The sequence below is a fragment of the Rhodococcus sp. 1168 genome (assembly GCF_002091955.1).
GTDB lineage: Bacteria > Actinomycetota > Actinomycetes > Mycobacteriales > Mycobacteriaceae > Rhodococcoides.
On record NZ_MKKY01000003.1, the window covers coordinates 14,489 to 29,239 of the forward strand.

Here is a 14,751-nt window from a genome sequence, read left to right on the forward strand (position 1 = left end):
CGCTGTGGCCTGGATCAGGGCGCGTCGGTCCAGTAGTTCATAGCTCTCGGCTTTCGATCTCAGCCGATGTACGCGTTTTCGCCCGGGGCTCCACACAGGTTCGTAAACCCAAGAAACCCGCAGTTCGCCCATACCTCCGCGAAGAACGACAACAGCCCTGTCGCCGCCGACGCTATCTCTGAACTGCCGGTACTCGAGCTGCCGGTATCCGCACTTGCGACTCCGGGCGCCGCAAGGCCTATGACGGCTGCAGTGAGAGCAACGGCTGCAAGTCTTTTCATGTGCTATACCTCATTCGTCGGCGGATCAGGCAGTTCGACGGTGGCTCTATCGCAGCTGGACAATCAAGTGTGATGCTTCCACTTCGAGGTACGAAAGGGAGAACATGTTGCCGCTCAGTGGTGTTCGCGTCCTCGAGCTCGGAAATTACATTGCGGCACCCACCGCGGCCAGGATGCTGGCGGACTTCGGGGCCGAGGTCATCAAAGTCGAGCGCCCTGGGACGGGCGACGAGCTACGCAACTGGCGGCTCTACTCCGGAACGACCTCGATGCTCTATCGGACCATCAACCGGAACAAGAAGTCGATCGTGCTCGATCTCCGCACCGAGCAGGGGCGTCGGGACGTCATCGACTTGGCAGAGAAATGCGACATCGTGTTGGAGAACTTCAGGCCGGGCACGCTCGAGAAGTGGGGGCTCTCGCCCGAAGTGCTCAGTGCGAAGAATCCCGAGTTGATCATTACCCGCATTTCGGCGTTCGGGCAGACCGGCCCGATGTCCGATCGTCCAGGGTTTGCGGCAGTCGCCGAGGCCTACGGCGGATTCCGGAACCTTGTGGGCGACGCCGACCGGCCACCGGTCCGCGTCGGAGTCTCCATCGGCGACTCCATCGCCGGGGTGTACGCGGCGTTCGGGTGCGTCATGGCGCTGTTTCAGCGACAGAATGCGAATTCGGCATTGTCGTTGTCGGAGCGTTCCATCGACGTCGCACTCAACGAATCGATTCTGTCCATGATGGAGTCGCTCATCCCTGACTATCTCGCCTACGGCGTCGAACGTGGGCGAGTCGGTGGCCGGATGGAAGGCATCGCGCCGTCGAACGCGTACCCCTGCAATGACGGTCATTCGATCATCATCGCGGGCAATGGAGATGCGATCTTTGCGCGCTATATGGCGACGATCGACCGCCCCGACCTCGGAGCCGATCCAGAGCTGTCCTCGAATGCCGGCCGTTGGAGCAGGCGCGAGGAATTGGACGCCGCTATCTCGGCGTGGACCGGCCTGCATTCGCGCGAGGACGCATTGAGGATTCTCGACGAAGCAGGAGTACCGTCCGGCCCGATCTACACGGCAGCGGACGTCGTCGCCGACGAGCAGTACCAGGCGCGCAACATGATTCAGAACTTCGAGGTGGACACCGGTGAAGCCGAACCGGCCGAGGTGGGATTCGTCGGAATCGTGCCCGTGATCGGTGATAAATCGATTCCGATCCGCTCGGTCGGTCCGGACCTCGGTGAGCACACCAGAGAAGTGCTCTCCACCCTTCTGGGTAGGACCGAAGAAGAGATGGGACTGTGATGTACAGGCTGACTCCCGCTACCCCGGCAGCCATGGTGGAGATATCGGAACAGCTGTCGATAGATCTCGGAGCACCCGTGCATTCCAAGTCGGTTCAGAACGCACAGTCCGGTCATGCTCTCGCATTCGAGTGGGTCGGATGCGAAAAATCTTGGTCACCGCGCCGATTCCCGCACCAGGGATGGACATTTCAACGCCGACACCCATCACCTCGTCGATGCGTCGACGCTGCGGGCGATGAAGAACTCGTCGATCCTGATCAACACTGCTCGCGGTCCCGTGGTCGACGAGGTTGCACTGGTTACGGCTCTACGTGAAGGCGCCATCGGTGGCGCGGGACTCGACGTGTACGAGAACGAACCGAAGCTGGCACCCGGTCTTGCCGGATTGCCCAATGTGGTGCTCCTGCCGCATGTCGGAAGCGCCACGGTATCGGTGCGATCGGAGATGGCGCGGCTCTGTGCCGAAAATGCTGCGGCGATGGCCAACGGCACCCCACCTCCGTACTTGGTGAATTCTCCAGTCGTGCTGTGATCGAAGTAAAAGGGGCGTAGCTTCTTACCTCGATGGTGGCGGAAAGCCCCTGGGTGCTTTCGAAGAAGTTCGGAGACGCATGAACGAGCGGCGCACACTCACCACCGGTCGCGTGGTGTTCCTCGTCGTCGCAGCAGCAGCGCCGATGGCTGCCATGATCGGCAATGTTCCCTTGGCGCTCATTCGAGGAAATGGTGCGGGACTGCCTGCCGCGTTCGCAGTGAGCGGCATTGTGCTGCTGTGTTTTTCGGTCGGTTTCGCGGCGATGAGTCAGCAAGTGATCAATTCGGGTGCCTTCTACACCTACGTGGGGCTTGCGCTCGGTAAACCGCCGGGTGTCGCAGCTGCGTACGTCGCGGTGCTCGCGTACACCTCGCTCGCGTGCGGACTCGCCGCAGCGTTCGGATACTTCACCCACCTGTTCGCACTGGCCCAGGAATACGGTGGAACAATCCTCTACGACGGCACCGCAGTGTTGCTGTGCACCAGCGTTCTCGCGTCGTATCTGGCAGTGCACAACGCCGCAGGTCGGTACCTGTTCGCACTCGGTCGTGAACGAGTACTACCCGAGGTTCTCGGGCGGTTCCATGCCGTCCATTTCAGCCCGCACATCGGCAGCATCACAGTGACGGCTGTCAGTACCTTCGTACTTGTCGTATTCGCGGTCGTGGGAGCTGATCCCTATCTGGTGGTGGCTGCGGGCGCAATCGGTCTCGGCACGTTGGGAATCATTGCGTTACAGGCGGCGGCCGCATTGTCGGTCGTGGTCTTCTTCTGGCCGCGTCCGGACCGGTCGATGGGGCGCACGGTCGTCGCTCCGGGCATCGGGTTCGTCGGCCTGACGACGGGATTGATCCTGGCTGGAACCCATTACAGCACTCTGACCGGATCCGATTCCGTTGTCGTCAATGCCATCCCGGTTGTCCTCATCCTTGCCGCGATCGCCGGTGTCCTCGTGGCGCTGAGAATCCGGCGTCGAGACGCAGAGACCTATGCAGGCATTGCGGCCGCGTCCCTGCGTTGACGGTTACTCGCGGCGTGATTCGAGCAACCGCAACCACACCTCACTGACGGTCGGGTAGGACGGGACTGCATGCCACAGGTCCTCCAGCGTCACCTTGCCGACAACAGCAACGGTTGCCGCATGGACCAATTCGGCCACCCCGGGCCCGACGAAGGTTGCACCGACGATCACGTCGGCTGCCTTGTCGACCACCAACTGCGCATGACCGGAATAGTCGTCCTGCTGCAGCGAGGATCCGGCGACGGCAATGTCCACACCCAGAATCTCGACGTCGATTCCCGCCTCGCGGGCCTGCTTCTCGGTCTGCCCGACCGACGCGACCTCGAGCGCAGTGAAGACCACCTGAGGTACCTGTCCGTGATCAGCGGTAGCAGCGAACCGCTTGCCGTGCAACGGTTTACCTTCGGCTCGCGCAGCGATGACATCACCGGCAATCCTGGCTTGGTACTTGCCCATATGCGTCAGCGGAGCGCGCCCGTTGATATCGCCCGCGGCGTACAGCCACTCGGTGCCGGCCACGGACAATTGGTCGTCGGCATCGACGTACTTGTCGTCCGCCATCCCGACTGTCGAGAGCCCGAGGTCTCCGCTTGCCGGGCGTCGTCCCGCCGCGACGAGAACCTCGTCCGCGGTGATCTTCTCGCCGCCGACCGTCAATTCGACAGGTCCGCCGTGTATCTTTCCGACACCGGTGTCGCGCGCATCGGGACGCGACACGCTCGTCACCTCCGCATCGAAGCGAATCTCCGCACCCCGCGCACGAAGCGCATCGGCAACGAGGTCGCTGGCGAACGGTTCGCCGGAAGCAAGCAGGGCCGACCCGCGGACGATCATGGTCACCTCGGCACCGAAGGAAAGGAGCCACGTAGCGCTCTCGCACGCCACGACACCGCCACCGATGATGGCGACTCGGGAGGGAACTTCATGCATGTTGGTTGCGTCGCGAGATATCCACGGCAATGCGTCACGCAACCCGGGGGTGTTCGGGACTGATGCAGTAGTTCCCGTCGCGATAACCACAGCGTGTCGGGCCGTCAGCGTCCGACCACCGACGTCGACCGTCTTGGTGCCGGTAAGGCGGCCGCTTCCGCGGACGATCGATATCCCGGCGGATTCGGCCCATTCGACCTGGGAAGAATCGTCGAGAGAATGAGTGAACGTTTCCCGACGCGCCAGCACGGCCTCCACGTCGAGCGATCGGTCACCGATCAACTTTTCGACGCCCGGCATCTTTCGGGCACTGTCGAAGACCTCGCCGGAACGCAGCAACGCTTTGCTCGGCATGCACGCCCAATACGAGCATTCACCGCCGACGAGTTCGTGCTCGACGATGACTGCGGTGCGATCGCTGCCGGCGATGGCATAACTTGCCGCGTTCTCGCCGACGGGCCCGCCGCCGATCACGATGACATCGAATTCGTCAGTGCTCTTTTCGGTCATCACCTCAGCGTGGCATAGGGTCGGCGGTCATGACAGGGAAGACGAGGAAGAAGATCCTGATCACCGGTGCCAGCTCCGGGCTCGGGGAGGAGATGGCCCGGCGGTTTGCAGCCACCGGCAGAGATCTGGCGCTGTGCGCGCGCCGAGTCGACAGACTGGACGTGTTGCGTGAGGAGCTCATCGCCGCCAACCCAGGAATCAAGGTTGCCGTTCGAGCACTCGACGTCACCGATCATGACGCTGTCGTCCGCGTATTCGGGGAGTTGAAAGACGAACTCTCAGGTCTCGACCGCGTCATCGTCAATGCCGGTCTCGGTAAGGGCGCGAAGATCGGATCCGGGCGCGCGGACGCCAACCTCGCAACCGCTCGCACCAACTTCGTCGGTGCACTATCGCAGGCCGAGGCCGCACTCGAAATTTTCCGCGCACAGAAGCACGGTCATCTCGTACTCGTCTCGTCCATCAGCGCGGACCGCGGTCTTCCGGGCGCGAAGGCCGTGTACTCGGCAAGCAAGGCCGGAGTTGCCGCCCTCGGTGAAGCGTTGGCCACCGAACTCGCCAAGACGGACATCGTCGTCACGACGCTACTGCCCGGATTCATCGCCACGGACATGTCCTCGAAGGCCGGTGACAATTCTTCTCTGACAGCAACTCTCGACGAGGGAGTCAGCGCGATGGTCGAAGCCATCGAGAAAGAATCGCGGCGCGCCGCATTGCCCGGTCTCAAGTGGCAGGGCATCGATATCGCTCTGCGTTTTCTGCCGAACAAAATTACCAACCGGTTGGTGTGACCTACTGCAGGTGGATGTCCTGCTCGCTCATGCATTCACGGTAGACCTATCGCCACGATCGGGCAGTGAGTTGCCGATGCGTCAACACCGTATGCGCGTGATCGGCCAAAGTTTCGGAGGACGGAATCAACGCCGGATCGGTGCCGACAAGCGACAACGTCGACGTCCCGTTCAGCGTCGAGAGGTAGGCGGACAAAATCGTGGTGGTGCGCGCCGACGGGGAGTAGGGGTGGAGCGCCCGCGTCGCCAGGGCGCTCGCGCGATGGCTGCCGATGCCGCCGACCGAATCAGGTAGGTCGCCGATGTTCGAACACAAGGCGCTTGCGTGCCCCGGTGCCGAGGTGAGGGCCGCAGCTGCACGCTCGGGCAGCAGCTGGACCATTTCGGCAGGGAATCCGCTCGGAGCACCCGCGGGCGTGGTGAACGCACGCTTACAGGAATTCTTGATCTCTGCGAGTGAATCGGTGTGTGAGATCTGAACCGTGGCCATTCCGATTCCATTGGCGCCCGGTGTGTTCGAGCGGAACGGGACGTTGATCGACACCGGTTCGTGCTGCCCGAGTGCCACCATGAGCTCGGTGACGACGGAGATGAACTCCGAATTGCTCAGACGAGCCTCGACATCGAATACCGCAGTGGTGACGAACACTTCGTGCGGACTCGCTCCGGACGAAGCTCGGACGTAGTCACGAAGCTCGCTTCGGGCATGCCGACTGAACAGCAAGCCGGCGAGGGCTCGAACAGCAGCTTTGCATACACGCCAGGCCAGTGCGGCGGCGTCGCAGAGGTCGGAGATCGGGTACGCATGCGATCTCGGCGGGACGATACCGGCCAAAGCCATCCGTGCAGCCTCGATCAGACCCGCAGCATCGGCGACGACATGTGAGCAGACCAGCGACAGGACGGTGCCGCCGTTGTCGGTCGATCGTGCCGAGAGCCGCCAGCTGGGGCCGGCTTCCGGATCCAGGTCGCATTCACCCTGCGCGTCCGCCCAGTCGAGCACCTCCGACGCGGCAAGGGGAGTGGTGTCGTACTCGAGCGGTAGTGAGTCCGAGCTCGGAACCCATCGCCGTCGAGCACCGGGCACGGTCGGGGTGACGACCCGGCGTCCGAGTGGTCCCAACGACAGATTGGAGTGGATCGCCGCCAGCTCGACGTGATCGACGGCGTCCTCGCTGCGCCAGACTCCTTGCAGCACGATTGGAATGCCGAAGCCTCGATGGGTGCGCAGGAAGATGTCGTCTATGACGGACAGTCGGGCTGACATCACTGGTTCGGCACCCCGTGCCTTCCCGCGCCCGACGCGAACTTTTGAGCACCGGCAAGGGCGTCGGCCGCCATCGAGATTGCCCCGTGTCGAAATTCGTTGACGATGGCGTCTTCTTCGCTCTTACCGTCCTGCTCCAGCAGTGACATCCGATCCTCACGCATACAGGTCTGCGGAAACGTGCTGAGTTGCGCGGCGAGAGCTTCGGCTTCCGCCCGCGCACGTCCCGTCGGGACCACTCTGTTTGCCAGGCCTATCGCGAGTGCCTCCTCCGCGTCGACGGCACGGCCGGTCAGGATGAGGTCCATCGCGCGTGAGGCGCCGATCAGCCTCGGCAGTCGCACGGTGCCGCCGTCGATGAGTGGTACGCCCCAGCGTCGGCAGAAGACCCCGAAGGTACTGGTCTGCTCCACAATTCGTAGGTCGCACCACAGGGCGAGTTCCAGTCCGCCCGCGACGGCGAAGCCGGATACCGCGGCGATGACCGGTTTCGACAACCGCATCCGCGTCGGGCCCATCGGGCCGTCGCCGTGTTCGGTGGCGTGATTCGATCTTTCGGTGCCCACCGCTTTGAGGTCGGCCCCCGAGCAGAACGTGCCGCCCTCGCCCCACAGCACCGCGACAGCGGCGTCTTCGTCGGCATCGAACTCCTCGAAGGCCGCGACGAGTTGAGCAGCTGTCGGTCCGTCCACCGCGTTGCGGGATTCGGGGCGTGACAGCACGATGGTGGTGACCGGTCCGGAACGCACGATCGAAACTGACATGCTTGAACCGTACTCGAGAGGTCTTGTGTGAAGCACTGAATCAGTGCTTCAATCCTTCACATGCCGTACCGCCGCACCACGGCCGTGCAAGCCAGGCTCGACGCCGGACGTGACACGCTCTTCTCGTCCGCCATCGACGTGCTGTCCGCCCACGGCTACAAGGGCCTGTCGATCGCCTCGGTCGCCGCTGCGGCCGGAGTCTCCACAGGCAGCGTGTATACGCACTTCGCCAGTAAATCCGACCTCGTCGTCGCGATATTTCGTGAAGTATGCAGCCGGGAGGTCGACGCCGTCGCGGAAGCCGGTTCCACCGGCACTGTCGTCGAACGAGTCACGGCCATCGTCGAGACCTTCGCCGGGCGCGCCTTGAGCAACCGCACCATGGCCTACGCGCTGCTCGCAGAACCCGTCGATCGTGCAGTCGACGCCGAACGGCTCGTCTTCCGCAAGAGCTTCACCGACGCTATCGCCCGCGCAGTCGTTGCAGGTATCGCGGCGGGAGACATTCCGGAACAGAACGCCGACCTCGCGGCGGCCGGACTCGTCGGTGCCGTCGGTGAAGTTCTCGTCGGCCCGCTCGGCCCGGATAGCACGTCGGCGACACAGTCCGATGTCGTACCCGATCTGGTTGCATTCGCCCTGCGCTCGTTAGGAGTCCGCCGTGACCGCTGAGTTTCCAGTCACCCACACCGTGTTCAACCAGGTTCCCGATCTGGTGCCGTACGACACCTCGAACGACGCGACCCTCCTCGAAGGACTCCGCCGCGAGGGAGGGGAGTGGGCGTCGAGCGAGCTTCGTGAACTCGGGGATCTCGCAGGCAGTGTCGAAGTGCAGGAGTGGGGTCGGCTCGCCAACGACAACCCTCCCATCCTGCGCACCCACGACCGCTACGGCAACCGCGTCGACGAGGTGGAATTTCATCCGCACTGGCACGACCTGATGGCGGTGGCGGTGGCCAACGGACTGCACGCGACACCCTGGCGGTGCGATCGCTCCGGCGCCCACGTTGCCCGGGCCGCCAAGTTCTATGCCTGGGGTCAAGCCGAGGCAGGCCACATGTGTCCGATCTCCATGACATACGCGGCGGTGCCTGCACTACGCCACAATCCAGAGCTGGCAGAAGTGTACGAACCACTGCTGGCATCGACTCACTACGATTTCGGCCTCCGCGTTCCCACCACCAAACGGGGGATCATCGCCGGAATGTCGATGACCGAAAAGCAAGGCGGATCCGACGTCCGAGCGAACACCACCACGGCCACTCCGTCCTCGGACGGAACATTCGCAATCGTCGGACACAAATGGTTCACCTCCGCGCCGATGTCCGATATGTTCCTCACGTTGGCGCACGCACCCGGTGGATTGTCGTGCTTCCTGCTCCCTCGGGTACTGCCCGACGGAACCCGCAATCGCCTTGTGCTCCAACGCCTCAAGGACAAGCTCGGCAACAAGTCCAATGCCTCGGGCGAACTCGAATACCAGGGCGCGACAGGGTGGCTCGTAGGCGAAGAAGGACGCGGCGTCCAAACCATCATCGAGATGGTCAACATGACACGCCTCGACTGCGTGATCGGCTCGGCGTCGGGGATACGTAACGCAACAGTCCGCGCGGTGCATCACACCCGACACCGTTCCGCCTTCGGTGTGCCGCTGATAGATCAGCCGCTGATGCGCAATGTGTTGTCGGACTTGGTGATCGAATCGGAGGCGGCAACCGTGGCCATGATGCGATTGGCCGGAGCCACCGATCGCGCAGCACACGGTGATGCCGGTGAAGCAGAATTGCGGCGAATCGCCCTGGCCGTCAGCAAGTACTGGGTTTGCAAGCGTGCACCCTCACATGCCGCCGAAGCTCTCGAATGCCTCGGCGGTAACGGCTACGTCGAAGAATCTGGCATGCCGCGGCTCTTTCGCGAATCGCCGCTGATGTCGATCTGGGAGGGCTCGGGCAACGTCGCAGCACTGGATTCGCTTCGCGCACTTGCCAAGCAGCCGGACAGCGTCGAAGCGTATTTCACCGAAGTGTCATTGGCATCCGGATCCGACTCGCGCCTCGACGACGCCATCTCACGCGTCGGCAAAGAACTCTCGGACCGCTCCGACATCGAGTACCGTGCTCGACGCGTCGTCGAACTCATGGCACTCGTCTTCCAAGGATCGCTCCTCGTCCGCCACGGAGATCCGGCCGTCGCCGATGCATTCTGCGCCAGCAGACTCGGTGAAGATTGGGGCGGTGCATTCGGAACCCTGCCGACCGGAGTGGACACGCGGGCGGTGTTGGCTCGGGTGTAGGGGTGGCTGGTGGCTGGTGGCTGGTGGCTGGTGGCTGGGCCGAATTTACTCCCCTAGTTGGGATCCGAACCCCCTGCAGGAGGTTCGGATTCCGATTGGGGGAGTAAATTCGACCGGTACGTACCAATCGGTGCACCACGGGTTTCGGCCCGGCGAAAAGCGCCATGCAGACGCTCGACCAGGACGTCGGGCTTCGACAGATCTCGCCAGTCCCACCGAACGACGACCCATCCGAGGTCGTGCAAACGGTTTTGGCGATTCTTCTCGTCGATGACGGCTCGCACAGGATTCGACTCGTATTTACCTTCACCGTCGAACTCTCCGATCACGCCGTCGGGGAACAGGAAGTCCACTCTGCCCACGAATGCCCCCGAGTCGTCGTGGACCCACTGGTTCAGCAAGGGGGTGGGCAAGCCAAGGTTGTGGAAGAGCAGTCGACTCCTCGATTCGCCGACGCTTTCGCTTCGAGAAGACATGAGGCCGACAGCGTGGCGCGCACGGCCCACCCCTGTTCGTCCAGCGGCGTCATCGATGGCTTCGGCCAACTCGAACGCTGTGGTCAGGCCACTGTGCAGTGCGTGGTCACCGACACACACCGCCTGCTCGACGCCCTCGGCTCTTGCCAGGTCGATCACCGTCCGTGCAGGAACCGTCACCGGTACGCCGTCGATGATCATGCGATCGGAGTCGAGCAAACGCGTCCCGTGCAGGATTCGTCGTCTCCCGCGCTTGCTGGCGTAGCTTCGTCCGATAGTCAGAGCAGCTTTGTCGAGAGCGATGCCCCATACCGGCATACCGTGCAACACCGCGGCCGACACGTGACTGAGCACAGCGTCGTCTGCAGAGTCCGACAGCACAGCTTTTGCGAGCAGGAGATGCTGCGCGGAGGAGTCCAGTGTTCGGTACACCGCTGATCGCACGAAGTAACCGCGACGAATCGACAACACGGTTCGGTCGGCTCGACTGCGTCGTAGATCGTCGTCCGTGTAGCCGGATGCGAGCGCGTCGGCGCGGGTGAACATGCCCGGTTGATCGAAGTCCATACCCAGTTGGACGCGGATCGAGGCCGTTTGGATTCATCTGCGGACGAAATGCTCCCCTATTTGGGATTCGAACCCCCTGTAGGAGGTTCGAATCCCAAATAGGGGAGTAAATTGCGCCCGGACGGCCCCCCCAATCACCCGGACCCAGCCCGACGCTACTTCGCCCGACCCCGCTGATCGCGGTACCAACGCACGAGGGCGTCGGTGGAGGAATCGCTCTGCGGCGCCGGGGCGTCGGCGTCGGTAAGGACGGGGGTCAGCTCGAGTGCCTGAGTTTTGCCGAGTTCGACGCCCCACTGATCGAAGGGGTCGACGCCCCATATGGCACCCTCGACGAACACTTGGTGCTCGTAGAGGGCGATGAGCTGACCCACGACGGACGGTGTCAGCTTCGGGGCGAGTATCGATGTCGTCGGCCGATTGCCGGGCATGACCTTGTGCGGTACGACGTCGGCCTCGGTGCCTTCGGCGGCGATCTCCTCGGCGGTTTTGCCGAATGCCAGCACCTGGGTTTGCGCGAAGTAGTTGCTCATCAGCAGGTCGTGCATGCTGCCGGTGCCGTCGCGGGTGGGGAGGTCGTCGGTGGGCTCGGCGAATCCGATGAAGTCGGCGGGCACCAAACGTGTTCCCTGGTGCAGCAGTTGATAGAACGCGTGCTGGCCGTTGGTGCCGGGTTCACCCCAGAAGATCTCACCGGTCGAGGTGGTGACGGGCGTGCCGTCGGCCTTGACGGACTTGCCGTTCGATTCCATCGTCAATTGTTGAAGGTAGGCGGGGAAGCGTGAGAGGTCGTTCGAATAAGGCAGCATTGCTCGGGTTTCCGAGCCGAAGAAGTTGGTGTACCAGAGTCCGATCAGGCCGAGGAGTACCGGAGCGTTCTGCTCGAGTGGCGTCGTACGGAAATGCTCGTCGATACGGTGGAATCCGTCGAGGAATTCCCCGAATGCTTCTTTCCCGATGGCGGCCATCACGGCGAGGCCGATTGCCGAGTCGACGGAGTATCGACCGCCGACCCAATCCCAGAACCCGAACATGTTGGCGGTGTCGATGCCGAACTCGGCAACCCGTTCGGCATTGGTTGAGACGGCTACGAAGTGCTTGGCGACGGCGTCCTCGCCGAGGGTTGCAGTCAGCCAGCGGCGTGCTTCGGTGGCGTTGGTGAGGGTTTCGAGTGTCGAGAACGTTTTCGATGCGATGACGAACAGTGTGGTCGCCGGATCGAGGTCGGTGAGCGCGCCGACCAGGTCCGCCGGATCGACGTTGGAGACGAACCGCGCTTCGATGCCTGCGTTCGCGTAGTGGCGCAACGCGCGGTAGACCATGACGGGTCCGAGGTCGCTGCCGCCGATACCAATGTTGACGACGGTTCGGATCTTCTGGCCACTGGCTCCGGTCCACTCGCCCGAACGAACGCGGTCGGTGAATTGCCCCATCCGTGTCAGCACTTCGTGCACGTCGGCGACGATGTTCTGGCCGTCTACCTCGAGGGTTGCGTCGGCGGGTAGCCGCAGTGCGGTGTGCAGGACGGCGCGGTCCTCCGAAGTGTTGATGTGCTTGCCTGCGAACATGGCGTCGCGATGGCCTTCGACGTCGGCTGTTCGTGCGAGCTCGACGAGCAGTGCAACGGTCTCGCGGTCGATGCGATGCTTGCTGTAGTCGATGTGCAATGCACCGGCGTCGAGGGTGAACTCGCGGCCACGGTTCGGATCGGCGGCGAAGAGTTCGCGCAAATGAGTGTCGCCGATGGAGTCGTAGTGTGCCGTCAGATTTTTCCAGGCCTCGGTGCCCGTGATGTCGCCGCTCATATTTGCCAACCATAATGTGCGTCGACGGGTTGCGCGCGTCGTGCCGTTTGCTGAGGGCTGCTCGAGGGCACACTCGGGGGTATGGACCACAGCACTCTCATCGAATCCATTCCAGCGAAGTTGTGGATCGGCGGCCACGCGGTCGACGCCGAGAACGGCGCGACTTTCGACGTCAACGATCCAGCTACCGGCAGGCCGTTCACGAAAGTGGCCGACGCCAGTCCTGCCGATGCGCTCAGAGCTCTCGACGGGGCAGCGAATGCGCAGAGTTCCTGGGCAGCTACTGCGCCGAGGGAGCGCGGCGAGCTGCTGCGCGCGGTGTTCGAGAAACTCACCGAGCGCGCCGATGATGTCGCGACGCTGATGACCCTCGAAATGGGAAAGGCGTTGGCCGAGTCGCAGGCCGAGATCAAGTACGGAGCCGAGTTCTTTCGCTGGTTCAGCGAGGAAGCTGTTCGTATCGGCGGCCGATACACCCAGGCCCCGGCAGGCAACGGCCGAATTATGGTCAGCAAGGCGCCCGTTGGGCCCGTCCTCGCGATCACGCCGTGGAACTTTCCGCTCGCCATGGGCACACGCAAGATCGGACCGGCTCTAGCTGCGGGATGCACGATCATCGTCAAGCCTGCCGGCGAGACACCGTTGACAATGCTTTTTCTTGCACAGTTGTTCGCCGAGGTGGGACTTCCCGAGGGGGTTCTGTCGGTGCTGACGACGTCGAAGTCGAGTGCGGTCTCGGCCCCGCTGCTCGAGGATCCGCGACTGCGCAAACTGACTTTCACCGGATCCACCGAGGTAGGCAAGAAACTGGTCGAGCAATCGGCTGGGGGACTGCTCCGAACGTCGATGGAGCTGGGCGGAAATGCACCGTTCGTAGTATTCGACGACGCGGATGTCGACGCAGCCGTCAACGGCGCGATGCTCGCGAAACTGCGCAACGGCGGCGAAGCCTGTACCGCAGCCAACCGCTTTCACGTGGCCAACAGCGTGCGAGAGGAGTTCACCTCGAAACTGATTGCACGGATGCAGGATACGAAGCTCGGACCAGGTATCGACCCGTCGACGACCCTGGGCCCATTGATCAACGCGGATCAGCTCAGCAAGGTCGTGGAACTGGTAGACGACGCGGTCGCAGCTGGTGCGACGGTGGCGCTCGGGGGAAAGGCACCCGGCGGCGAGGGGTACTTCTACCCGGCGACCGTGCTGACGGACGTGCCGCCGACTGCACGAATCCTGGCGGAAGAAGTGTTCGGACCGGTCGCGCCGATCGTGGGTTTCGACACTGAGCAGCAAGGCATCGACGCCGCGAATTCGACCGAGTTCGGTCTCGCCGCGTACATCTACACCGAGGATCTCGATCGCGCGCTTCGAGTTGCCGATGCCATCGAGAGCGGAATGGTCGGAGTCAACCGCGGAGTGATCTCGGACGCGGCAGCGCCGTTCGGTGGCGTCAAGGCCTCGGGATTCGGGCGAGAAGGTGGAAGTGAGGGGATCGAGGAGTACTTGGAGACCAAGTACATAGCCCTTCCCTGAAAAGGCGCTGCCCTGAGTTGGATCTCGTTGTGCACGGCAGCCGTGCACAACGAGATCCTGAAGTTCTCTACCGGCCGAGGCGTCCGCGACCGAGGCGGAGCAGCAGCATGGCGAGCGTGTGGCCTTCCTGGCCCAGGCTGCTGAAGCGGTCGAGCACCTTCATTTCGCGGCTATGGACCATGCGCGGGCCGCCCGAAGCCATCCGAGTACGGCCGATCAACTGCGATACCTCGCTCCGGCGCTGGATAGCAGCCAGGATCTCGGCGTCCAGGCGATCGATTTCCTGCCGCAACTCGTCGATCTCGGCTTCCGTGGTGGGCAACGCATTTTCGGAGTCGGTCTTCGTCGTGGATGCCATTTTTTCTCCTCGTGTCACATCATGGATCGATACCGCGTCCGGCACCGTTACGTCTACGGACTCCGGGTGAAGACCTGAATTGAGCGAGCTGGGGGTAGGTGCCCGACATGAAAGAACCCCGAGGCCCTCGTGTCGAGGGCCTCGGGGTGCAAGCACCTATCGGCCGCCCTCGCATTCGGTCGTTCTCACGACACGAAGGACGGCGCACCGACGCACGGCTGTTTCGATCACTGATCCAGTTTGCCACTTGGAAGGCTTCGTGGAAAGTCGGTTGTTCGTAGCAATGACGGCAGTCGTTCTACGTGTCGGTAGGCGCCGGT

At 63.0% G+C, this 14,751-nt stretch carries 13 protein-coding genes and 1 pseudogene; 7 read left to right on the top strand and 7 right to left on the bottom strand.

Features of this window, described 5'->3' with window-relative positions; translation table 11 throughout:
• Positions 1-59: 59 nt before the first annotated feature.
• On the bottom strand, positions 60-281 hold the full coding sequence (locus BJI47_RS00100) for a hypothetical protein (RefSeq protein ID WP_088941801.1): 222 nt from the start codon (positions 279-281) through the stop codon (positions 60-62).
• Between the two features lie 104 nt (positions 282-385).
• Here BJI47_RS00100 and BJI47_RS00105 point away from each other — a divergent pair, with 104 nt between their 5' ends.
• From BJI47_RS00105 to BJI47_RS00115, 3 genes and pseudogenes are all read left to right on the top strand, one after another.
• Positions 386-1,579, top strand: coding sequence for a CoA transferase (locus tag BJI47_RS00105; RefSeq protein WP_088941802.1), 1,194 nt, complete (start codon positions 386-388; stop codon positions 1,577-1,579).
• 192 nt (positions 1,580-1,771) lie between these two features.
• Positions 1,772-2,113: pseudogene (locus tag BJI47_RS00110) on the top strand (2-hydroxyacid dehydrogenase); the annotation flags it as partial.
• A 79-nt stretch (positions 2,114-2,192) separates the two neighbouring features.
• Positions 2,193-3,137, top strand: a complete 945-nt coding sequence (locus tag BJI47_RS00115; protein WP_088941803.1) for an APC family permease — start codon at positions 2,193-2,195, stop codon at positions 3,135-3,137.
• A 3-nt stretch (positions 3,138-3,140) separates the two neighbouring features.
• On the opposite strand, the gene BJI47_RS00120 is transcribed toward BJI47_RS00115, so the two are convergent.
• Positions 3,141-4,577 (bottom strand): NAD(P)/FAD-dependent oxidoreductase, encoded by a 1,437-nt coding sequence (locus BJI47_RS00120; protein WP_088941804.1) that lies wholly within the window; start codon positions 4,575-4,577, stop codon positions 3,141-3,143.
• Between the two features lie 29 nt (positions 4,578-4,606).
• Between BJI47_RS00120 and BJI47_RS00125 the strand changes: the two genes are divergently transcribed.
• Positions 4,607-5,368, top strand: coding sequence for an SDR family oxidoreductase (locus BJI47_RS00125; protein ID WP_088941805.1), 762 nt, complete (start codon positions 4,607-4,609; stop codon positions 5,366-5,368).
• A 46-nt stretch (positions 5,369-5,414) separates the two neighbouring features.
• Here the strand turns inward: BJI47_RS00125 and BJI47_RS00130 are convergent, their stop codons facing one another.
• Together BJI47_RS00130 and BJI47_RS00135 are read right to left on the bottom strand one after the other, a co-directional pair.
• Positions 5,415-6,635 (bottom strand): hypothetical protein, encoded by a 1,221-nt coding sequence (locus BJI47_RS00130; RefSeq protein WP_125458616.1) that lies wholly within the window; start codon positions 6,633-6,635, stop codon positions 5,415-5,417.
• A complete protein-coding gene (locus BJI47_RS00135) occupies positions 6,635-7,399 on the bottom strand; it encodes a crotonase/enoyl-CoA hydratase family protein (protein WP_088941807.1) in 765 nt (254 codons plus the stop codon). The genes BJI47_RS00130 and BJI47_RS00135 overlap by 1 nt, the downstream gene beginning before the upstream one ends.
• A 60-nt stretch (positions 7,400-7,459) precedes the next feature.
• Here BJI47_RS00135 and BJI47_RS00140 point away from each other — a divergent pair, with 60 nt between their 5' ends.
• Entirely contained in the window at positions 7,460-8,071 is a 612-nt protein-coding gene (locus BJI47_RS00140) for a TetR/AcrR family transcriptional regulator (protein ID WP_088941808.1), read from the top strand.
• Positions 8,061-9,692 (top strand): acyl-CoA dehydrogenase family protein, encoded by a 1,632-nt coding sequence (locus BJI47_RS00145; RefSeq protein WP_088941809.1) that lies wholly within the window; start codon positions 8,061-8,063, stop codon positions 9,690-9,692. Before BJI47_RS00140 ends, BJI47_RS00145 begins: the two co-directional genes overlap by 11 nt.
• Before the next feature lie 53 nt (positions 9,693-9,745).
• Here the strand turns inward: BJI47_RS00145 and BJI47_RS00150 are convergent, their stop codons facing one another.
• Together BJI47_RS00150 and pgi are read right to left on the bottom strand one after the other, a co-directional pair.
• Positions 9,746-10,735, bottom strand: coding sequence for a hypothetical protein (locus BJI47_RS00150; RefSeq protein WP_088941810.1), 990 nt, complete (start codon positions 10,733-10,735; stop codon positions 9,746-9,748).
• Between the two features lie 155 nt (positions 10,736-10,890).
• On the bottom strand, positions 10,891-12,540 hold the full coding sequence (gene pgi, locus BJI47_RS00155; protein WP_088941811.1) for a glucose-6-phosphate isomerase: 1,650 nt from the start codon (positions 12,538-12,540) through the stop codon (positions 10,891-10,893).
• An 81-nt stretch (positions 12,541-12,621) separates the two neighbouring features.
• Between pgi and BJI47_RS00160 the strand changes: the two genes are divergently transcribed.
• On the top strand, positions 12,622-14,073 hold the full coding sequence (locus tag BJI47_RS00160) for an NAD-dependent succinate-semialdehyde dehydrogenase (RefSeq protein WP_088941812.1): 1,452 nt from the start codon (positions 12,622-12,624) through the stop codon (positions 14,071-14,073).
• Between the two features lie 67 nt (positions 14,074-14,140).
• Here the strand turns inward: BJI47_RS00160 and BJI47_RS00165 are convergent, their stop codons facing one another.
• Positions 14,141-14,587, bottom strand: coding sequence for a chorismate mutase (locus BJI47_RS00165; protein WP_254900308.1), 447 nt, complete (start codon positions 14,585-14,587; stop codon positions 14,141-14,143).
• Positions 14,588-14,751: the final 164 nt, after the last annotated feature.